The 19,835-nt window shown below is 69.8% G+C and carries 20 protein-coding genes and 2 pseudogenes; 11 read left to right on the top strand and 11 right to left on the bottom strand.

The features are described 5' to 3' along the window. Window positions 1-20 precede the first annotated feature (20 nt). From QF032_RS01590 to QF032_RS01580, 3 genes are all read left to right on the top strand, one after another. Window positions 21-224, top strand: coding sequence for a hypothetical protein (locus QF032_RS01590; RefSeq protein WP_307054540.1), 204 nt, complete (start codon window positions 21-23; stop codon window positions 222-224). Between the two features lie 237 nt (window positions 225-461). Next, window positions 462-1,181, top strand: coding sequence for a flavodoxin family protein (locus QF032_RS01585; protein WP_307054538.1), 720 nt, complete (start codon window positions 462-464; stop codon window positions 1,179-1,181). A 350-nt stretch (window positions 1,182-1,531) separates the two neighbouring features. Further along, window positions 1,532-2,896 carry a glutamate decarboxylase gene (locus QF032_RS01580; protein ID WP_307054536.1) on the top strand — a complete coding sequence of 455 codons (1,365 nt, stop codon included), beginning with the start codon at window positions 1,532-1,534 and terminating at the stop codon, window positions 2,894-2,896. A 293-nt stretch (window positions 2,897-3,189) separates the two neighbouring features. Here the strand turns inward: QF032_RS01580 and QF032_RS01575 are convergent, their stop codons facing one another. The 3 genes from QF032_RS01575 to QF032_RS01565 all read right to left on the bottom strand — a co-directional run bounded on the left by QF032_RS01575 (window position 3,190) and on the right by QF032_RS01565 (window position 5,665). Continuing rightward, window positions 3,190-4,239 carry a GDSL-type esterase/lipase family protein gene (locus QF032_RS01575; RefSeq protein ID WP_307039307.1) on the bottom strand — a complete coding sequence of 350 codons (1,050 nt, stop codon included), beginning with the start codon at window positions 4,237-4,239 and terminating at the stop codon, window positions 3,190-3,192. Between the two features lie 230 nt (window positions 4,240-4,469). Further along, a complete protein-coding gene (locus QF032_RS01570; protein ID WP_307039305.1) occupies window positions 4,470-5,312 on the bottom strand; it encodes a hypothetical protein in 843 nt (280 codons plus the stop codon). A gap of 185 nt (window positions 5,313-5,497) precedes the next feature. Then, a complete protein-coding gene (locus QF032_RS01565; protein ID WP_307054534.1) occupies window positions 5,498-5,665 on the bottom strand; it encodes a hypothetical protein in 168 nt (55 codons plus the stop codon). A 483-nt stretch (window positions 5,666-6,148) separates the two neighbouring features. Here QF032_RS01565 and QF032_RS01560 point away from each other — a divergent pair, with 483 nt between their 5' ends. Further along, the gene (locus QF032_RS01560) at window positions 6,149-6,643 is read left to right on the top strand and encodes a hypothetical protein (protein WP_306945898.1); all 495 of its coding nucleotides are present in this window, start codon (window positions 6,149-6,151) and stop codon (window positions 6,641-6,643) included. Between the two features lie 42 nt (window positions 6,644-6,685). Next, complete coding sequence (locus tag QF032_RS01555) at window positions 6,686-7,054, top strand: hypothetical protein (protein WP_307054532.1); 369 nt, start codon at window positions 6,686-6,688, stop codon at window positions 7,052-7,054. 214 nt (window positions 7,055-7,268) lie between these two features. Here the strand turns inward: QF032_RS01555 and pip are convergent, their stop codons facing one another. Beyond that, window positions 7,269-8,228: a prolyl aminopeptidase gene (pip, locus tag QF032_RS01550; protein WP_307039300.1), complete on the bottom strand. Its 960-nt coding sequence runs from the start codon at window positions 8,226-8,228 to the stop codon at window positions 7,269-7,271. A gap of 363 nt (window positions 8,229-8,591) precedes the next feature. Here pip and QF032_RS01545 point away from each other — a divergent pair, with 363 nt between their 5' ends. After that, window positions 8,592-9,563, top strand: coding sequence for a glycoside hydrolase family 11 protein (locus QF032_RS01545; protein ID WP_307039299.1), 972 nt, complete (start codon window positions 8,592-8,594; stop codon window positions 9,561-9,563). Between the two features lie 80 nt (window positions 9,564-9,643). Further along, a complete protein-coding gene (locus QF032_RS01540) occupies window positions 9,644-10,621 on the top strand; it encodes a polysaccharide deacetylase family protein (RefSeq protein WP_307054530.1) in 978 nt (325 codons plus the stop codon). A gap of 229 nt (window positions 10,622-10,850) precedes the next feature. Here QF032_RS01540 and QF032_RS01535 read toward each other — a convergent pair whose 3' ends face one another. From QF032_RS01535 to QF032_RS01525, 3 genes and pseudogenes are all read right to left on the bottom strand, one after another. After that, on the bottom strand, window positions 10,851-11,279 hold the full coding sequence (locus QF032_RS01535) for a hypothetical protein (protein WP_307039295.1): 429 nt from the start codon (window positions 11,277-11,279) through the stop codon (window positions 10,851-10,853). Between the two features lie 246 nt (window positions 11,280-11,525). Continuing rightward, a pseudogene (locus QF032_RS01530) lies at window positions 11,526-12,412 on the bottom strand (IS5 family transposase). Between the two features lie 33 nt (window positions 12,413-12,445). Next, on the bottom strand, window positions 12,446-12,835 hold the full coding sequence (locus tag QF032_RS01525; RefSeq protein WP_307039293.1) for a RidA family protein: 390 nt from the start codon (window positions 12,833-12,835) through the stop codon (window positions 12,446-12,448). 72 nt (window positions 12,836-12,907) lie between these two features. On the opposite strand from QF032_RS01525, the gene QF032_RS01520 reads away from it, so the two are divergent. Then, a complete protein-coding gene (locus tag QF032_RS01520) occupies window positions 12,908-13,819 on the top strand; it encodes a LysR family transcriptional regulator (RefSeq protein ID WP_307049855.1) in 912 nt (303 codons plus the stop codon). A gap of 168 nt (window positions 13,820-13,987) precedes the next feature. Here QF032_RS01520 and QF032_RS01515 read toward each other — a convergent pair. Continuing rightward, window positions 13,988-14,295 (bottom strand): annotated as a pseudogene (locus QF032_RS01515) (hypothetical protein); the annotation flags it as partial. A gap of 260 nt (window positions 14,296-14,555) precedes the next feature. On the opposite strand from QF032_RS01515, the gene QF032_RS01510 reads away from it, so the two are divergent. Genes QF032_RS01510 through QF032_RS01500 form a run of 3 tightly spaced genes read left to right on the top strand, consistent with a single transcriptional unit; the run spans window position 14,556 to window position 17,701 of the window. Further along, window positions 14,556-14,927, top strand: coding sequence for a DUF4333 domain-containing protein (locus tag QF032_RS01510; RefSeq protein ID WP_307039291.1), 372 nt, complete (start codon window positions 14,556-14,558; stop codon window positions 14,925-14,927). 19 nt (window positions 14,928-14,946) lie between these two features. Then, window positions 14,947-15,666 carry an ABC transporter ATP-binding protein gene (locus QF032_RS01505; protein WP_307039288.1) on the top strand — a complete coding sequence of 240 codons (720 nt, stop codon included), beginning with the start codon at window positions 14,947-14,949 and terminating at the stop codon, window positions 15,664-15,666. Window positions 15,667-15,685: 19 nt separating this feature from the next. After that, entirely contained in the window at window positions 15,686-17,701 is a 2,016-nt protein-coding gene (locus QF032_RS01500; RefSeq protein ID WP_307039286.1) for an FtsX-like permease family protein, read from the top strand. A 273-nt stretch (window positions 17,702-17,974) separates the two neighbouring features. Here QF032_RS01500 and QF032_RS01495 read toward each other — a convergent pair whose 3' ends face one another. From QF032_RS01495 to QF032_RS01485, 3 genes are all read right to left on the bottom strand, one after another. After that, the gene (locus tag QF032_RS01495) at window positions 17,975-18,538 is read right to left on the bottom strand and encodes a snapalysin family zinc-dependent metalloprotease (protein WP_307039284.1); all 564 of its coding nucleotides are present in this window, start codon (window positions 18,536-18,538) and stop codon (window positions 17,975-17,977) included. Between the two features lie 99 nt (window positions 18,539-18,637). Further along, window positions 18,638-18,991 (bottom strand): hypothetical protein, encoded by a 354-nt coding sequence (locus QF032_RS01490; protein WP_307039282.1) that lies wholly within the window; start codon window positions 18,989-18,991, stop codon window positions 18,638-18,640. Between the two features lie 177 nt (window positions 18,992-19,168). Beyond that, a complete protein-coding gene (locus QF032_RS01485; RefSeq protein WP_307039280.1) occupies window positions 19,169-19,828 on the bottom strand; it encodes a DUF5825 family protein in 660 nt (219 codons plus the stop codon). Window positions 19,829-19,835: the final 7 nt, after the last annotated feature.

The following is a 19,835-nucleotide window of genomic DNA, read 5'->3' as shown; positions in this document are numbered from 1 at the left end:
TGGAGAAGTGGGGACTGGCCATGAACGGGAGACTCGCGACCGACGCCGCCGCGGACGCACGTCACGTGCGCTACGGCAGCCTTCCTGAGCGAATCCGCTTCGAGGACATGACGGAGGAAGTGGCGACCGCGCAGGGAGGCCGCGACGACCCCTACGGCCCGGACGGGTCGTGGAAGTTCTTCTCCTGCCTCGCGCTCGACCTGGGGCTCCAGGCGTGTTCCTGAAGTCCCGTCCCCCCCGGCGACGCCTGGCGCGCCCGCCCTGGTCGATCGGCCGGCAGGCGTCGCGCCGGGTCGGGCCCGGAGGCCCGGTGTCGCCCGCGGGTGAGTGCACGCGCACGGCTGCGCCAGGAAGCAGGCGTATCGGAATCCTTGGATCCGCCGGACGCGTCACCGCTTCGTAAGGCCTCATGGGCGCGTCGAACCGGGACAAAACCTCGTCCACGCGAGACGCTGCCCGTCATGGACACACCCCCTCCCCACCGGTTCGACGACCTCGCCGCGCTCTACATCAACTGCACCCTCAAGCCGTCCCCCCAGCTCAGTCACACACAAGGGCTGGTGGACAGGAGCCGCGCGATCATGGAGGCGCAGGGAGTGGCGACGGACGAGATCAGGGCCGTCGACCACGACATCGCCACCGGCGTGTATCCCGACATGACCGAGCACGGCTTCGCCTCCGACGAGTGGCCGGCGCTCTACGCGAGGGTGATGGCCGCCGACATCCTGGTCGTGGCCGGACCGATCTGGCTGGGCGACAACAGTTCGGTGACCAAGAAGGTCGTCGAGCGCCTCTACGCCTGTTCCTCGCTGCTCAACTCCCAAGGCCAGTACGCCTACTACGGCCGGGTCGGCGGCTGCCTGATCACCGGCAACGAAGACGGCGTCAAACACTGCGCGATGAACCTCCTCTACAGTCTGCAGCACCTCGGCTACACGATCCCGCCCCAGGCGGACGCCGGCTGGATCGGCGCGGTCGGCCCCGGCCCGTCGTACCTCGACCCCGGCTCGGGCGGCCCCGAGAACGACTTCACCAACCGCAACACCTCCTTCATGACCTGGAACCTCATGCATATGGCGGCCCTGCTCAAGCGCGCCGGGGGCTTCCCCGGGCAGGGCAACCAGCGTTCGCAGTGGGACGCGGATTGCCACGCGGGCGCTGACAACCCCGAGCACCGCTGAAGCGAGGCTCGGGGCCACGCAGCCGGACGGTTGAGGCGGAGAGGAGGCGCGGAGGAGGTGGGCGGCTTCAACCCGGCCCGCCCCGTGCCGTCGACGACGTAGGGGCCGGGCGCGGTCTGCTCGGGGGCGTGGATGGTGAACGTGTTCCACAGCCCCATGGCGTGCCCGGTGCTCTAGGCGTAGGCATAGGTGTAGCGGTAGTTCCGTCAGCCACGTCCGGCGAGGGCGCGCTCGCCGCGGGTCGCACCGAGCGGCCGGGAGGGACACCCGTGCTGCCCCGGTCGGTGAGCTTGGGTGTGTTCCGTGTGTCCCTCGCCCGCGGCAGGGCCCGACGCTGTTTGAATCGCCGTATGGCTAACAGTGATGACTCGGTTCTTTTCGGTAACCGATTCCTGACCATGCCCGCTCCCTCGCAGACGTTCCCCGAGCAGGGCATGACCGCGACGGACGCGATGCGGCTCGTGGACGTGGATCTCGCCATGGAGGGCGACCCGCAGCGCAACCTCGCCACATTCGTCACCACGTGGATGGAGCCGGAGGCACAGCGGCTGATCGTCGAGAACCTGCACCGCAACTTCATCGACCATGCGGAGTACCCCATCTCCGCGGAGATCGAGCAGCGTTGTGTGCGCATGCTCGCCGATCTCTTCCACGCCCCGGGCAGGACGACCGGCTGCCGGACCCAGGGATCGTCCGAAGCGATCATGCTCGGCGCGCTGTCGCTGAAATGGAAGTGGCGCCAGCGCCGCCAGGCAGCCGGGCTGTCCGCCGACCGGCCCAACCTGGTCTTCGGGGGCGACGTCCACGTCGTGTGGGAGAAGTTCTGTCGCTATTTCGACGTCGAGCCGCGGATCGTGCCGCTCGCCGAGGGCAAGTACACGATCGGTCCGCAGGACGTGGAGCCCCGCATCGACGAGAACACGATCGGCGTCGTCGCCGTCCTCGGCACCACGTTCACCGGCCACAAGGACGACGTCGTCGGGATCGACGCACTCCTGAGGGACGTGCGCACCAAGCGTGACCTCGACATCCCGATCCACGTCGACGGCGCCAGCGGGGGGTTCGTGTGGCCCTTCCTCTACCCGGACTCGACATGGGACTTCCGGCTCGAGCAGGTCCGTTCGATCAACGTGTCCGGCCACAAGTACGGCCTGGTCTACCCCGGCATCGGTTGGCTTGTCTTCCGAGAGGAGTCCGACCTTGTCGAGGACCTGGTGTTCTACGAGAACTACCTGGGCAAGACGGACGCGACGTTCACACTGAACTTCTCCACCGGCGCCTCGATGGTGCTCGCGCAGTACTACAACTTCGTGCGGCTGGGGCGCCAGGGTTACACGTACATCATGAAGATGATGCAGGACAACGCCCGGGCGCTGGCGGACAACCTGCGCGACAGCGGCCGCTTCGAGGTGATCGGGAGCGACCTGGAGCAACTGCCGCTGGTCGCCTTCCGTCTCGTCGGCGAGAATGCCTACGACGAGTCCGACATCGCCTGGCAGCTCTCGGCCGAGCGCGGATGGATGGTGCCCGCGTACACGCTCCCGCCCAACGCCGAGCGGGTGAAGATCCTGCGCGCGCTGGTCAAGGAGACGCTGAGCCGTGAGCAGGTCGATCGCCTGAGCCAGGACATCGCCGACGCGTGCCGCACCCTGGACCACAAGGGCGCGACCCACGGGATCGAGCGGAACCAGGTGAAGCGGGGAACCGGCTACTGAGGAGACGCGGCGAAGCGGTGTCCACACATCTGTGTCCGGGCTCAAATCCCCATTCCCGAGCATGTGTTGACACCGCGTCGATCACCGGTCTCCGTGATTCACCCGGGCCGCCGCAGCGCCGACCTCGGCCCGTTCGTTCTTGTGCGCGGCCGGGGCCGGGCGGCGCACAGGCGGCCGCTGCCGTCGTCGGCCGGGCTGCCGTCGTCGGCGTGCGCCGCGTGCGCCGGCACCACGGCAGTCTCGTCCCATCCCGAGGGCGCCACGGGCGACTCGACCGTCTGGTCGCACAGGAGTCAGGACGCCGAGCACGTGGCCGTCACCGATGGAGTGTCCGCCGCCGTCGACGTACTCGCGAGGAAGCCGAACGTGGTGCTCGCGCCCGCCCTCACCGTGCCGTTCCATCCGGCGTTGCGCACCGTCGTCCCGGTCAGCGCGCCGTTCCAGACCTGGGTGAGCCGACTGCCCGCCGGGAGCGCCAGGTTCACCGACCAGGAGGAGATCGCCGCCGTGGACGAGGTGTTGGTGACCGTGATCTCGCCCTGGTAGCCGCCCTGCCACACCGACACGGCCCGGAACGCCGCCGAGCAGCCGCCGCTCCCGGGGCCGCCGGGATCGCCGGGGTCGCCCGGGGTGAGCAGGGCCGACAGCGCCGGGTACCAGCGGGCCGCCATCTTGGCGTCGCCGGAAGCATTGGGGTGGACGCCGTCGTAGGTGTCGGTGGCGCTGTCGAAGCCCGTCCACTGGTCGACGACGGTCACCGGCGACTGCGCGGTGCTGATGCCACGGGCCCAGGCAGGGATGCGCTGGTTGAAGGCCACGGTCCGGGCGGCGCACTCGGCGCAGCTGCTCGGATTGATCGGGATGAGCTGGGCCACCAGCACCTTCATCGACGGGTTGGCGGCCCGCATCTGGCCGACCAGTTTGGTGAACGCGGCGAGGACGGTGTCCGGCGCGATGCTGCTCCAGACGTCGTTGGTGCCGAAATGCATGACAACGATGTCCGGTCGGGTCGCCGCCAGCCATCCGGGCAGCAGGTTCTGGTCGGCGGTGGCGGTGGCCTGGAAGCCGCCGTGGCCTTCGTTGTCGGCGTCGTGCGTGAGGGCGCAGCTCTGGGCGTTCAGTGTGCCGACGAAGTCGATGTCGGTGTAACCGGCGTTCTGCAACTGGTTCCAGAGCAGAGAGCGCCAGCATCCCGGGGAGCCGGTGATGGAGTCGCCGAGCGGCATGATCCGTATCGGGGTCGCGGCGGCGGCGGACGGGGCGCCGGCCAGGCCGAGACCGGCGACGACGAGCAGGGCGGCCAGGAACGTGGCGAGGAGGGGGTGACGTCTTCTGCTGCGCACAGGATGTCCTTCCCGAGGTGGGGCGGGAGTGGGAACGGCGGTGCGGACGGTTGTGGGAGCGCTCCCACAGCTCGTACAGTTCATCAAGCCACTGTTGTCGCTAACACGTCAATATCCCGGACGGGTGAACTGAAGAAGACGGCCGGAGCCGCTCGGGAGGCGGGTGAGGGGCCTGCGGTTCCGTGGTCTCGGCGCCGGTGCTCTCGTTGTCGATGGCCGGTGCTCGGGCTCTATGAGTGTTCGCCGAGTTGGAGGACGCCTGCGAAGGAGAAGCACAGGGCGCCGGTGAGCGTGCCCCAGTTGGCGATGTCGGCGTTGACGAGGCTGCCGGTGGCGGGGCGGGTGTAGGCGGCGACCGCCGAGACCAGGAACAGGACGGACCCGAGCTGGTTGACGGCGACGATCCACCAGCCGAGGTCGTGCCGCCGGACGCGGAGCCGTCCGTGGCAGATCTCGACGAAGGCCAGGTGGCCTGAGATCAGGAAGAGGACGCAGCCGATCACGTCGGGCGCCCAGATCAGCCGGTTGACCTGTTGGGCGGTCAGGCCCTGCAGGAAGGAGTCCAGCAGATCGACGGCGAAGACGAGCGTGCCCGAGAAGAGGACGAAGGTGCTCAGCCAGTCAACCCGCGCGGGCTCATAGCTCCACCACCGCCAGGGGCCGGTCACCAAGTGTCCCTCACCGCCGGGGACGTGGCGGGGTGCGTTGATCACCTGGAGCAGCGAGGCGTACCCGCCGATGGTGAAGAAGAGGCCGCCCGCGAAGTAGATCGAGGCGCACTCGGTGGCGTCGGCGGCGCCGAATTGCGCGACGGCCGCGCCGGCCGTGAAGAGGGCGCCGCCGATGACGAACGCGATCGCGGCGATGACGTTGAGCCGGCGCAGGCGCGTGCGGGAGACGGCGTCAGCGCGGACGTGATGAGTGACCGCGCCATGCGGGGGCCGAACGGCGAGCACCCCACGCCGGCGCGCGAGCCGGGACTCCCACACGGCGGTGCCGCCGTCGGCAAGGTGCCAGGTGAGCCGGGTGGTGAACGGTCCCGCGCCTTCGGCGCGCTGCTCAGGTTGCCCCACGGTCCGAGCCTAGAACGGCGGGTCGGACCGCGGATGAGCGAAACGCCGCAGGGGTGGGCCGGCCCGAACGAACTCCGGCGCATCTGCGCGGGTGCCGGGGCGGGGGCCGCCGATCAGCGTGCGGTGAGAGCGGCGGTCCCGGGGCGGCCCGCATGCGTGGATCGCCCTGAGAGGCTGTGAGTCCGTCAGGCCGGTGGACTCCAGGGGATGCTCTGATACAGCGCGGTGACCTGATTGGTCGTCAGAGCATAGTCGTACGCCTGGACGCCGCTCACGGAACCGTTCGTCCAGTCGTCCTGGCTGCCGTTGTACAGCCCCCGCCCGAGGACCAGGGGTTTCCGGTGGCGGCCCATGGGGTGACGCTGGCGCCAGGACCGGGCGGGAGGTACAGAGGTCAATGAGGTCTTCATACAGGTCCCGGACCCGGTCGATGCCTCGGAGGTCAAGGGGTGGGTACGCAGTTATCGGAACCCCGGGCCGTCCGAAGTGACGGCCTGGCAGGACAACTTACCGGCGCCCAGCGCGATCACCGTACCGAAGGCCGCGGCGCGCGCCGTGCGACGTTCTTGCGGCGGGTCGGTGCGGGGGAATGCGAGGACACACGTGCTCCCGTACGAGACGATGAGACTCCTCCCGCACGGTGCGGGTGCGATCGTCCGAACCCATGATGCGCCGGCGCGGGCATGCGGTCGTCTGCACGGTGACACCGACGCGGTCCCGACACGGCGGTCGGCCGAGTGCCGCAAGGTTTTCGCAAGGTCGGTGCTTCAGCGTTGACGTCACGAAACACAGGGGACGGTCGCGCCTCGGGTGGTGCCGCCGGACAAGGAGGGTGCGTGGACATGCACATGCGAGGGCCTGCCAAGCGGTTCGGCACCGGGCGGGTCCGCTCGGTCATCGTCGTCGCCGCGCTGGGCGCCGCCGCCGTCGTGGGCGTGGCGCCGAACGCCCAGGCGGGCACGGGCTGCACGCTCGGCTTGTGCTCGACGACCGTGAACGACAGCGCCTACGGGGTCACCGCCTACTTCAACTGGTGCCGGGGCGGCGACAGTACGGGCGACTCGACCGCCACCGAACCGAGGTGCGCCTCCGACGGGGCGAGTCAGAAGTCCCAGAACCTCACGGCCCGGGGCGGCCACACGCCGTACAACCAGGACTGGGACGCCTTCCGCGTGGACGCCGGCTGGTGCTACAAGGTCAAGTTCGTCCGCACCGGGCAGTCCGACTTCACCCGCACCTACGACCGACGGGGCACGTCAGCGCTGTGGGTGAAGGTCGGGGACAACGCCGACGCGCACGTTCTCGACCAGGGAACGGCGTCCTGCCCCTGACCTGGCGCACACTCACCCCGCCGTAAGCGGAAGGAGACACACATGAAATTCAGAACGCAGGCATCGATGCCCAAACGGCTGGCCGTCGTCGCCGTGTCGGCAGCCGCCGCCCTGGTCGGCTTCTCGGCCGGTCCCGCCCAGGCGTTGACCTACAACATGAGTACGACAGGCGCCGCGGGTACGGCCACCTATGTGGGGAACGGCGACTGGTCGCTCCACGCCCATGACCCGCTCACCGACGGCCACTGTGCCCGTTTTCAGGTGAAGGACACGGACGACACCGGTTGGCGGTGGTACGGCGACATGGTCTGTTCCTCCGCCGACCAGTACGTGACGGGAGCCCGCTCGCTGTGGTCCGTCCGGATCTGCCGGACGGGAATCGGGAACTGCTCCGCCGCCGTCAGGCTCTGACCCGCACAGCCGGTTTCCTCGGCCGCTCGTCCGGCTTCAGGGTTGCCCCGCCACGGGGGGCAGGACAACCCTGTACCGGGCGGCCGGGGGAGGGGTGACGCCGTTACGGTCTGCGCCCCGTGGCGCCGGCGAGACGTACGCAGGTCCGATCGTGGTCCTGTTCCGGCACCCGCAGCCCGGAGCGTCATGCCTCGGCGGTCTCGAACGACGGGACTCAGACAGGCCGGAAGCGGTCTGTGGCCGTCAGGACGGCCTCCATAGTGCCTCCTCCGGACAGTCCGTGTCCCTCCTCGCCGATCAGCACGAGCTCCGCGTCCGGCCACACCTGGGCCAGCCGCCACGGGACGTCCGGGGGACTGCTGATGTCCAGGCGTCCGTGGACCAGCACGCCGGGGATACCGGCGAGCTTTCCGGCGTCGCGCAGCAGCACCCCGTCCTCCAGGAAGCCGGCGTGCCGCCAGTAGTGCGTGACGAGGCGGGCGAAGCGCAGCCGGAAGTGCGGGTCTTCGTAGCGGGCGTCGGGCTTTGACCCCGGGCGCGTGGACACGTGCACGTCCTCCCAGCGGCACCACTCCCGGGCTGCCCGCTCCCGTACGGACGGATCGGAGTCGGCGAGCATCCGGGCGTACGCCTCCGCGAGGTTGCCGTCGCGCTCCCGCTCCGGGACGGCGTCGCGGAAGCGTGCCCATTCTTCGGGGAAGACCCGCCCCATGTGCCGCGTGATCCACTCCACCTCGCTCCGGGTGGTGTGGGTGACGCTGAAGAGCACCAACTCCGATACTCGTGAGGGCTGTTGCTCCGCGTAGGCCAGCGCGAGGGTCACCCCCCAGGAGCCGCCCACGATCAGCCACCTCTCAACGCCGAGGCGCTGCCGCAGCAGTTCGATGTCGGCGATCAGGTGTGGTGTGGTGTTCGCGGCGAGCGAGGTCTGGGGATCAGCGGCGTCGGGGGTGCTGCGCCCGCATCCGCGCTGATCGAAGAGGACGATCCGATAGGCCGCGGGGTCGAACAGCCTGCGCCAGAAAGCTCCTGCGCCGGAGCCCGGCCCACCGTGCAGGACGAGGGCGGGCTTGCCTGCGGGGTTCCCGCAGGCTTCCCAGTACAGGCGGTTGCCGTCGCCGACATCGAGAGTGCCGTGCTCGTAGGGCTCGATCGGTGGGTACAGCTCGGCCATGTGGGGTGCACCTCGGCAGTCCAGATCCGTGGAGTCGGGAAATCATCATGATCCACCAGTCGGTGGCATCGACACACGGAACGGAAGCTTTTCGAAACATTCGAGATTGGCTGAAAGAGATCGCGATCTTGAAGCCCGAGGGTCAGGGCCACTTTCTCCGTCCACTCTTCCCGGGAAGCCGTCTACCAGCTGTCATGTGCACCTGGCGCGACAGTTCCGTTCGCGAATGTTTCGGGATTATTGCCGAAAGGATTGACAGTTGGCATGCCCATACCGAAACTGTCGGTCAATCCGGGGGCCTGCTGCGCCCGTCGGCCCCCGTCGGCCCCCGTCGACCTCACGAGGACGAGGAGGAAGAGCGACATGAACGCACCCGCACGTCTCAGGCTGTTCATGAGCGGTGTCTGCACCACGGTCCTGGTCGCCGTCGCCGCGCTGACGTCGCCCGGCACCGCCCATGCCGACACCGTCGTCACCACCAACCAGACCGGCAGCAACAACGGTTACTACTACTCGTTCTGGACCGACTCGCCCGGCTCGGTCTCCATGAACCTGGGATCCGGAGGCAGTTACGGCACTTCCTGGCGCAACACCGGGAACTTCGTCGCGGGCAAGGGCTGGAGCAACGGTGGAAGGCGAAGCGTGTCCTATTCGGGCAGCTTCAATCCGTCCGGCAACGCCTACCTGGCCCTCTACGGATGGACGGCCAATCCGCTCGTGGAGTACTACATAGTCGACAACTGGGGCACGTACCGGCCCACGGGCACGTACAAGGGCACCGTGACCAGCGACGGCGGCACGTACGACATCTACCGGACGACGCGGTACAACGCCCCCTCCGTCGAGGGCAATCGGACCTTCGACCAGTACTGGAGCGTCCGGCAGTCGAAGCGGACCGGCGGCACCATCACCACCGGCAATCACTTCGACGCCTGGGCGCGGGCGGGGATGCCGCTCGGCAGTTTCAACTACTACATGATCCTCGCGACCGAGGGTTACCAGAGCAGCGGCAGCTCCAACATCACGGTGGGCGGCACCGGTTCGGGCGGCGGGGGCGGCGGAGGCGGAGGCGCGTGCGCCGCGACCCTGTCCGCGGGCCAGCAATGGGGCGACCGGTACAACCTCAACGTATCGGTCACCGGATCCAGCAACTGGACGGTCACCATGAACCTGCCCTCGCCCGCGAAGGTCCTCTCCACCTGGAACACCAGCGTGAGTTACCCCAGCGCCCAGGTGCTGACCGCCAAACCCAACGGCAGCGGCAACACCTTCGGCGTGACCGTCCAGCCCAACGGCAACTGGACGTGGCCGACGGTCTCCTGCGCCGCAGGCTGATCCCGTCCGTCACTCCAACCCCCGCTCCTGCCATCGCAGCCCGTCCCCACCCCCGCCCCCCGGTTGGAGGACCACTCCTCATGAGCACCAGACCACCCCGCTCGTTACGCGCACTGGTCGCCAGGCTGGTCGTCGTCGCCTTGGCCGCCGCAGGCACCCTCACCGTCCAGGCCGCCGCCCCGGCGCAGGCCGCGACCTGTAACGGGTATGTCGGGCTCACCTTCGACGACGGCCCGTCCGGCAACACCTCCGCCCTGCTCAACGCCCTCAGGCAGAGCGGACTGCGGGCCACGATGTTCAACGAGGGCCAGTACGCCGCGGCCAACCCGTCCCTGGTGCGGGCCCAGGTCGACGCCGGGATGTGGGTCGGCAACCACAGCTACACCCACCCGCACCTCACCCAGCAGAGCCAGGCGCAGGTCGACTCGGAGATCTCCCGGACCCAGCAGGCCATCGCCAACGCGGGCGGCGGGACCCCGAAACTGTTCCGGCCGCCCTACGGCGAGACCAACTCGACGGTCAGGGCGGTCGAAACCAAGTACGGTCTGACCGAGATCATCTGGGACGTCGACTCGCAGGACTGGAACGGCGCGAGTACCGACGCGATCGTGCAGGCCGCCGCCCGGCTCACCAGCGGCCAGGTCATCCTCATGCACGACTGGCCGGCGAACACCCGGGCCGCGGTCCCGCGGATCGCACAGGGTCTGGCCGCTCGTGGCCTGTGCGCCGGCATGATCTCCCCGCAGACCGGCCGAGCCGTGGCCCCCGACGGCGGCGGCTCCGGTGGCGGCAACAGGTGCACGGCGACTCTCTCCGCCGGTCAGCAGTGGAGTGACCGGTACAACCTCAATGTGTCCGTCAGCGGAGCCGCCAACTGGATCGTCACCATGAACATCCCTTCACCAGCCAGAGTGCTCTCCACCTGGAACACCAGCGTCAGTTACCCCAGCGCCCAGGTGCTGACCGCCAGACCCAACGGCAGCGGCGACACCTTCGGCGTCACCGTCCAGCACAACGGCAACCGGACCTGGCCCATTGTCTCCTGCGCCGTAGGCTGACCGGCCGGCCCGAGAGCGGGGCGTCGTCGTGGTGCGACACGGCGGGACGAAGCCGACCCGCCGGACTGCCGGTCGGCGCGACGTCAGGTCGTAACCGATGTCGGGTCTCCACCCGTGTCTCCACCCGTGTCTCCACCTGTGGCTTCACCCGTGGATGACCCGACATCGGTTCGTCCGTTCTCCGGCGGTTCACCGTCGTGTGCGTGACCCACCCATGCGACCCCCGTCGCTAGAGAACGGCTGTCGCCTCGTCGTCGGCGTACCGGAATCCGTCGTTGTCGAAGTAGAAGACGGTGACCTCGACCTTGTCCCCCTTGTCGAAGTGCGACCCTGCGGCCGGGCGCATGCTCACCAGCGCGACATGGTCCTTGTAGTCGCAGACCAACTGGTCCTTCTTGACGGTGCCCGCAGCGATGGACTGGTCATGGGAGCTGTGGTTGAGCGTCCTCGCGTTGGCGACGAGTTCGTGGTCCATGCCGACGTCGCAGGAGTAGGTGACCTTCACCTGCAGGCCGGGGGTGCGCAGTGACACCTTCTCGATGGACAGCAGGTTGGCCTTGGCCGCCGCGGAGGGCGCGGTCGCCAGGGCGCCGGCGCCGATCAGAAGAACGGTGGCTGCGGTTCCGGCGACGCGCCGACGCAGACTGGATGACGTCATCTCGGTTTTTCCTTCCCCCTTGCGCGGTCACCCTTGGTCGCGGTGCGGAGAATTCTCCAACTAAGCGGGTAACCGCGGCAGTTGACTGATTCGGCCTGAATGTTACGTGGTCCAGGAGCGGTCTCGTAACCGGATCGCCGACGGCGCCTCGTGAGGAACACCGCACCAAGCCGGATGAACCATTCCCGGTCCGCCATCGTCGGTCTCGTTACGGTACGGGGGCTCGGCTAGGGCCTGTCCGGCGGATCATGGTCGGAGCCATAAGCGGATCGTGGCGAGGGTGACGGTGCCGGGGAAAACGTAGGCGCGCTTGTCATAGCGCGTGGCCACGGCCCGGAAGTTCTTGAGCGCGTTGATGGTGCGTTCGATCTCGTTGCGGCGTCTGTAGATCGCCCTGTCGAAGCCAACGGGTCGGCCGCCCCTGCGTCCGCGCCGCTGCCGGTTGGTCCGTTGGCTTCGCGGTTCGGCAATGGTGTGCTTGATCTGGCGTCTGCGAAGGTAGCGGCGGTTGTGGCGGGAGCTGTACGCCTTATCTCCGCTGAGATGGTCGGGGCGGGTACGCGGGCGGCCGGTAGTGAGCCGGGGGACGTTCAGACGTTCCAGCACCGGGATCAGCTGCGGGGCGTCGCCCCGCCCGGGGTGATCAGGAACGCCAAAGGCCGGCGGCCGCCCTCGCCGACCAGATGAACCTTGCTCGTCAGACCGCCCCTTGAACGTCCCATTCCTTCATCTGGCCGATGCTGAGAGGGCAGAGCCCGGCGTCCCGGGATGCGCGGGGGTGTCGTGCGCGCGCCAGCCGCGTGCTGATGGGCCCGGCAGGTGGTGGAATCGATACCGACCAGGCTCCAGTCGATCCGGTCTTCAGCGTCGGCGTGCGCCAGGAGCGAGCGGAGGGTCTTGTCCCAAGTACTGTCCGCCGACCAGCGGCGGTGACGCTCGTAGACGGTCTTCCACGGCCCGTACTGCGCAGGCACGTCACGCCAGGGCGTGCCCGTTCGCAGGCGGAAGAGGATTCCGTTGATCACCGTGCGATGGTCGCTCCACCGTCCGCCCGGCAATCCGCCGCCGGGCAGCAGTGGTTGGAGCCGTGCCCACTCGGCATGTGTCAGATCGCCCCGCCCGACCTCGGGCACGGTGCCCCCGTTCACCCAGACCGGACTACGCGGTTACGCGGTGATCCGCCGGGCGTACACCTCGATCTCGATCTTCATGCGGGGATCGGCGAGGCCGCACATGAGCATGGTGGCGGCCGGCCGGACCTCTCCGAAGGCGCGACGCAGCACCGGCCAGCAGGGCTCGAAGTCGGCCCGGTCGGGCAGCAGATAGCGCACCCGCACCACGTCAGCGAAGGTGCACTCCGCTTCGGTCAAGGCGGCCTCGATGTTGCGCAGGCACTGCTCGGCCTGCTCCACCACGTTGTCCGAGATCGTCATGGTGGTGTAGTCGAATCCGGTCGTCCCGGACACATGAACCCAGTCACCGTCGACCACGGCGCGGGCGTAGCCGATCTGCTCCTCGAACGTCGAGCCGCTGAGGATGGAACGTCGCTCTGTCATGCGCCGAACGCTAAGTGACCAGCACTGATACGTCTAATACACTTTAGAGCATGGAGTGATATCTCTATGCGTATGGAGCGCCCTGAACTTCCCCTCCCGCAGCTGCACGCCTTCGTCGTGCTCGCCGAGGAACTCCACTTCGGCCGCGCCGCCACCCGCTTGGGCATCGCCCAGCCGCCGCTGAGCCAGCAGATCCGCCGCCTGGAAGACAAGGTCGGGTACGCGCTCTTCAGCCGCGAACCCGGGAATATCGGCCTCACCCCGGCGGGCCGGGAACTCCTGCCCGCTGCCCGGCATGCCCTCACCGACCTGGCAGTGGGCCTGACCGCAGCCAGAGAAGTCGGCAGCGGCAGGGCTGGCCGCCTGCGGATCGGCTTCGCCGCCTCCCTCGCCCTCACTGTCCTCCCCGGCCTGCTGCGCACCTTCCGAAAACGATTTCCCGCCGTGGACCTGGACATCCAGGAGATGACCACCACACCGCAACTGGCCGCTCTGCGCGAAAGGACGATCGACATCGGCCTGTTGCGCGAACCGCCCGCCCATGACGCGGACCTCGGATTCAAGACCGTGTTGACCGAACCGTTCGTGGCCGTCCTGCCCTCCTCACACCCACTCACGGCACAACGGACCGTCAGAGTCGAGCAGTTGGCAGAATGCCCCTTCGTGCTCCTGCCCCGCGCCGTCGGCCCGCCGCTGTACGACCAGATCACCAACCTGTGCACCGATGCGGGCTTCACCCCCCAAGTGACCCAGCACGCCGTGGAATGGCAGACCGTCTGCGCCCTGGTGGAAACCGGCCTGGGCGTATCACTGGCCCCGGAGAGCATCCGCCGCATCCGCCTCAAGGGCGTCGCCTTCCGCGGGATCGAGCCCGGCACCGCGCGCACACGAGTCGCCGTCGCGTGGCGCAAGAACGATGCAAACCCCCTGGTCCTACGCCTGTTGGCAGCTCTCAAGCAAGATCCGCCGGACAGGCCCCAGTGACCTGAGTCGGAGATTCGTCGTTGGTTCGGTATGAGTCGTCCGGGTCCGAAGATTCCGCCCGCTGTCACTGACTGATGCCCAGCGGGCTGTGCTGGAGGGCTGGGTGCGTCGCCGCACGACGGCTCAGGCGCTGGCCCAGCGCTCGCGGATCGTGCTGGAATGCGCCGACAGCGGGCGGACCCGGTCGTCACCGGCCACGAACAGCGGGCCGCGGCGGCTATGTACGTCGAGCCCGCCTTCTGCTGCTGCTCGGCCGTGAGCCGGGTGGCGGTGTCCGGTGAGCACAGCGGGTCGTGCGCGTCGCCGCCGTAGGAGAAGTCGTCCTCGGCCGGTGCCGTGGCCTGGCCGGGGGGCCACTCGCTGTTGAAGTAGTTGTGGTTGGCGCCCGTCATGTGGACCGCGCTGTGCAGGGCCCTGCCGCGGCTGACCCCGCGCGTACCGTCGACGTAGTACTCACCCTGCAGATCGATGACGTCGCGCGTGCCGTGACGGCTCCTGGGCGCAGCACCGCAGCCGGCCCTCGCCACCCCGGGACGCATCGACGACCTTTGCCGAACGGCGTCCGTCCCGCCTTGCACGACGCCTCGTCGGCCGGGGCTCCGGCAGAGGGATCGGCCGAATGGTGGAGGGCCCGGGAGGATCCGGACCGCGATCCCGACCGTTCGGCCGAGGCGTGCGCACGGCAGTGCGGGCGAGGCTGGAGCCGCATCCTCACCACGGACATCAGGAGTACGCGATGCAGCGCAACAAGTTCCTGGTCGGCGCCGTCGGGGGCGCGACCGCAGTGGTCGCGCTCGGCGGAATCGGCACCTATCTGCTCTCCGGCACCGAGTCGACCACGGGCCTCGACGCCCGGAACACCGTGTCGGTGGACGGCCACCGGGCGCTCGCGGCGAACATCGTCGCGGGCCGCACCGAGAACAAGTACCACCCGCTGCCCTGGGTCGGCGACAAGCTCTCCGGCGTCACCTGCCCGACCGGGCTCAAGGCCGTGGCCGGAGCCACCCTCACCTGCACCGGGAAGAAGAGCGACGGCAAGACGGTCGAGATCCCCGTGCGGGTGACCGAAGCCGGCGCCAAGAGCATCACCTGGGCGTTCGAGCGCTGAGACGGAGGAACGACAGACCATGAGCACGGTACTGGCCGGGCACGGCCTCATGAAGAAGTACGGCACCACCGCCGCCCTGGACGGCGTGGACGTCGAGGTCCGCGAGCGCGACTCACTCGCGATCATGGGCCCGTCGGGGTCCGGAAAGTCGACCCTCCTGCACACTCTCGCCGGCATCATCCGCCCCGACGGCGGGCAGGTGCTGCTGCGCGGCGAACGACGCGAGAACGGGGCCCCCGCCGAAGGCCTGAGGCGTATCGACGACCTCGGCGAGAGCAGGCTGAGCGCCCTGCGCCGCAAGCGCTTCGGGTTCGTCTTCCAGTTCGGCCAGCTACTGCCCGAACTCCCCGCCGAGGAGAACGTCGCCCTGCCGCTGATGCTGGAGGGCATGCCGCGCCGCGAGGCCGTCACCCGCGCCCGCCGCTGGTTCGTCCCGCTGGGCCTGGAAGGCCTGGAGCACCGCCGCCCCGGCCAGCTCTCCGGAGGACAGGCGCAGCGGGTCGCCATCGCCCGCGCCCTGGCCGTCGAGCCGGACGTGGTCTTCGCGGACGAGCCGACCGGCGCCCTCGACCAGCGCACCAGCACGGAGGTGGTCCAGCTGCTGACCTCCGCGACCCGGGAGACCGGCGCCGCCCTGGTCATGGTCACCCACGACGCGGACGTCGCCGCCCACTGCGGGCGGGTCCTCCAGGTCCGCGACGGCCGTATCAGCGGCCACACCCAGTACACCGTCGCCTGATCCCGCTGGAGTGACTCCCGTGCGTTCCCCTGTCCTGCCCCTGACCTGGCACCTCGCCAGGTCCTCCGGTCGCCGCGGCCTCCAGTCCCAGCTGCTCGCGGCCGGCGCCGCCGCCGTCGGCTCGTTCCTCCTGCTGGTGATGATCGCCGCCGCGCTCGGCGCGGGCGCTCGCGCAGACCACACGACATGGCGCGCTCCCGACGCGGTACCGGCGCAGCGGGCGACGGCCGTGCAGGTCACGACCGCCACGTACGCCCGCGACGAACCCGTCACCGTCGTGAACCTCGCGCAGTTGGCCGGCCGGGAGCGGACCCCCGCGCCCCCCGGTCTGCCCGCCTTCCCGAAGCCGGGCGAGGTGTATGTCTCACCCGCCCTGGCGGTGCTGCTGCACGAGCTTCCCGCCGGCCAACTCGCCGACCGATTCCCGAAGGCGGGGTCCTACGGCACGATCGGCGCCGCCGGCCTCGCCTCGCCCGACGAACTGGTCGCGGTGGTCGGACGGGCGCCCTCCGACCCGGCGGTCGCCGTGAGCGCCGGCGAACAGAACTACTACGACGAGGGACTGACCGAGCGCGCGCTGATCTCCGGTTTCAGCGGCGCCAGGACGAGTCTGTTCACCCGCACCGACCAGGGAACCGTCCTGCTGGGTGTGGTGCTCCTGGTCATGCCGGTCGTCGTGCTGGCCTCGGCCGCCGGACGGCTCGGCGCGGCCCGCCGTGAACAGCGGCTCGCCGCGCTGCGGCTGGCCGGGGCGACCCCGCGGCAGATTCTCGCCATGACCGCGGTCGAGGCGGCGGCCGTCGGCGCGGTCGGCGCCCTGGCCGGGGCACTCGCCTACACGGCACTGCTGCCCGCGCTCGCCGAGCTGCCGTACGGCGTCGGCGCCTGGTACACCGGCCGGCTGTGGGTGGGACTGCCCTGGCTGGCGGCGGTGGTGGCGGCCGTCACCGCGCTGATCACCCTGAGCGCGGTGACGATGCTCCGCCAGGTGGCCACCTCACCTCTGGGCGTCGCCCAGCAGGCGGATCCGCGTCGCACCCGCGCGATCCGTCTGGTGCTCTTCGTCGCGGTGCTCGCCTACATCTGGCTGACCACGGGTGACAGCGGCCAGCTGAAGACCCGGCAGCTGATCGCCCTGCTGGTGCTCTTCTACGGCGCGTTCTGGCTGTTCGGCCCCTGGGTCGTGGACCGGCTGGGCCGGATCGTGGGTCGCCGTGCCAAGCGCCCGGCCACGCTGCTCGCCGCGCGCCGGCTCAGCGACGACCCGCGCGGGGCCTGGCGCACCGTCAGTGGCTTGGTACTCGCCGGGTTCGTGGCCGGGTTCTTCTCGGTCAGCACGCTCAGCATCGACGGCACGAGCCACCACGGACAGGTCGCGGTGATCACCGCGAACGCCGCCGACGCCCGGCACGCCGCGACCGAGGCCCGCACGCTCCTGGACAGGGCGGGCGTCACGGCGACCGTCGCCGTGAGCAACGAGGACGCCTTCGACAGCCTGCTCGGCGGCGTGGACGGTGTGATCGCCCAGGTCTCCGGCGGCCGTGCGGCCATGGACACGGCCGCCACCGCGCTGACGCCCCTCGGGGCGGGCAGGTACCCGGTGACGCAGGAGTACGTGTCGGCGCAGGACGACACCGTCACCGCCCGCGTCGCCACGGTCAGCACCGCGACCCTGGTGCTGAGCTTCCTCGTCGCCGCCGCCTCCGCAGGGCTGACGGCGGCGGCGAACGTCCTGGACCGGCGCCGGGTGTACGGCCTGCTGCGACTGTCCGGCACTCCTTTGAAGGTGCTGGACCGGGCCCGGATCCGCGAGACCGTCATCCCGTTGGTCGTGCTGGCCGGCGGCACCACCGCGATGGGTGCCTTCGGCGCCATGCAGGTCAACAAGGCGGCGGGCACCACGGTGAACACCTCCGGCGGCGTGCAACTGGTGATCTGCCTGGCCGTCGGGGCGCTGGCCATGCTCGCGGCGATCACCGGCAGCAGGCCGCTGCTGCGCAAGGTGACGTCGGGGCCGGCGCAGACGGCGGACTGACGCCGTGCCGACGGTCGGACCGCCCCCGAGGCACCGGACCGGACGGTCCCGGTCCACGTCGCCCCCGTCGGCGCCGGCCGCCTGTCGCAGTCCGACCGGCGGGGTCTGCGACAGGCGGCCGGATCGCCTCTCCGGGAAGCCGGCCCCGGGGCGGTCCTGACGGTCGTCCACGAGGCGTCGGTGTCGTGCGGAGTGCGGGAGTTCACCCTGCCCCGTGTCACCGCCGGGCGTGCGCGACGCGGTACGTGACGTGCGTCAGGCACGCCAGGTACGTCAGTCCACGATCACCCCGCGGTGCGGCGCCGGAGCCCGGCCGACGAGGGCTCCGCCGAAGTTCCCCTCCACCTCGGCCTTCTCCGCGGAGTTCGGGTACCGGTTCGTGCACGAAGTGCCGGCGCTGGAACCGGACATCAGACTCGAGCACGGCCCCGGCTTGCGATCCGGCAGCCCCAGGATGTGCCCGAGTTCGTGCGCGGAGATGCGGACCGTGTCGTAGCCCTGGTCCACGGCTTGACGCCCGATGTACACCGTGCCGCTGCCCAGGGTGGTGGGCAGGGCACGCGGCCAGCCGTCGTCCGCGAGGACCCGTATGTTCGCCCGTTGTCCGGCGGCAGCGGGCCTGAGCTCCACGGCGTCGACGCTCTCGTTCCAGATCGCCGCCCCCCGGTCCACGGCGCTGCGGAACTCGGCGGAGCCGCCGGCGTCGTAGGTCAGGACACGGGCGGCGGCCGCCGGGACGCTCGCGACGTGGGGGGCCGCAGCGGCGTGACCGCCCGCCATGGCCAACGAGATCAGACAGGCAGCGGCCAGGCCGCCGGTCAGTGTACGGACGTGCATGATCGACCTCCTCGTGGGGAAAGGGCAGTCGTGCTCATGACATTCATGGAGTCCACTGCCCAGGCGGAGGCCCGACGAATCCAGGGACGGGTCAGGGCACTACGAGCGGTGGACGCTGACGCCGCCGACGAGGCCCCATGCGTCGATGCGCACCGTCGGGCCGCCCGGCTCACTCGGGCCGTCGTCCTTGACACCGCCGAGACGCAGCCCGCGGACCTCCACCCTCACGTCACGGCGGACCCTGAGAGTGACGCCGCCGATCAGGCTCAGTTTGGTGATGCGGAGCCGGGCGCTGTCGGGGATGTCGACGTCCGTCAGGTCGATGTCCGCGCCCCCGATGAGGGAGGCGGTGACGGTCCGCTCGTGCAGCGTGGCGCCCGCCAGGCGGTGACCGCCGATCAGGCTCACCTTGACCTCGGTCTTCTGCGGGCTCTCCCCGTTGTTCTTCGTCATGGGAAGTACCGTACGGACGAGGCCGATCGGGGTGTCAGTGCCGGTCGTCCGGTGTCGCGTATGACAAGTGTCATGCCGGCGTCGGCGCGGTGCCCGACTCGTCGACCGAGGGCCCGATCAGCACGGGGCGGCCGGGGCACGGCCGAGCGCGGTGACGGCGGCAGGGGACTGCGCGGTTCACACGGCCATGGCCTCCTGGAGCCAGCGCGAGACCCGGTACGGCAGCCACCAGGCGAGCTCGCCGACGCGCAGGACGAGGTGCTCGGCCGTGAACTCCCGCAGGACGTCGGCGTCCACGTCGGCGTGCTGCACACCCGCACCGAGAAGGACGATGGCCTCCCGATAGCGGGGTTCGTCGGCGGTGAAGCGGCGAAGGTCTCCCCAACGACGGTCCCGGATCTGGACGAACCCCGGCCCCTGACGCCAGACGAGCTTGCACAGGTAGTGCCGGGTCCGCCAGGCGTGCAGTGCCTCCTGCGCGTCTTCGAGGCCGGTGATCGTGCGCGGCGGCTGCAGGTGCGACAGGACCTTCCAGTGGTGAGCGGACTCCCGGGGCGGGAGGCGAAGATCCCAGTCGACGGAGACGGCGCGTGCGGTGAGGTCGCGGACCAGGCACAGTCGGTCGACGGCCCGGCGGTGGGCCGCCGGATCGTCGGTGGAAAGGTCGACGGCCGCGTCGAGTTCGGCGTGGCGCACACCCAGGTCCCAGAGGCGGTCGACCTCGTGGGTCTGCGCGGTCACCGGGAGGGAGCCCAGCGACATGCCCGGCAGCCGACGGGCCTGCGGGTCGAAGTCGCGCCAGGCGCGTATCGCGAAGTGCGGTGCGGTGGCTGTCATGTGCGGT

The organism is Streptomyces achromogenes (assembly GCF_030816715.1).
GTDB lineage: Bacteria > Actinomycetota > Actinomycetes > Streptomycetales > Streptomycetaceae > Streptomyces > Streptomyces achromogenes_A.
The sequence above is the reverse complement of the archived record's forward strand: the minus strand, read 5'-3'. Positions and strand labels throughout refer to the sequence as shown.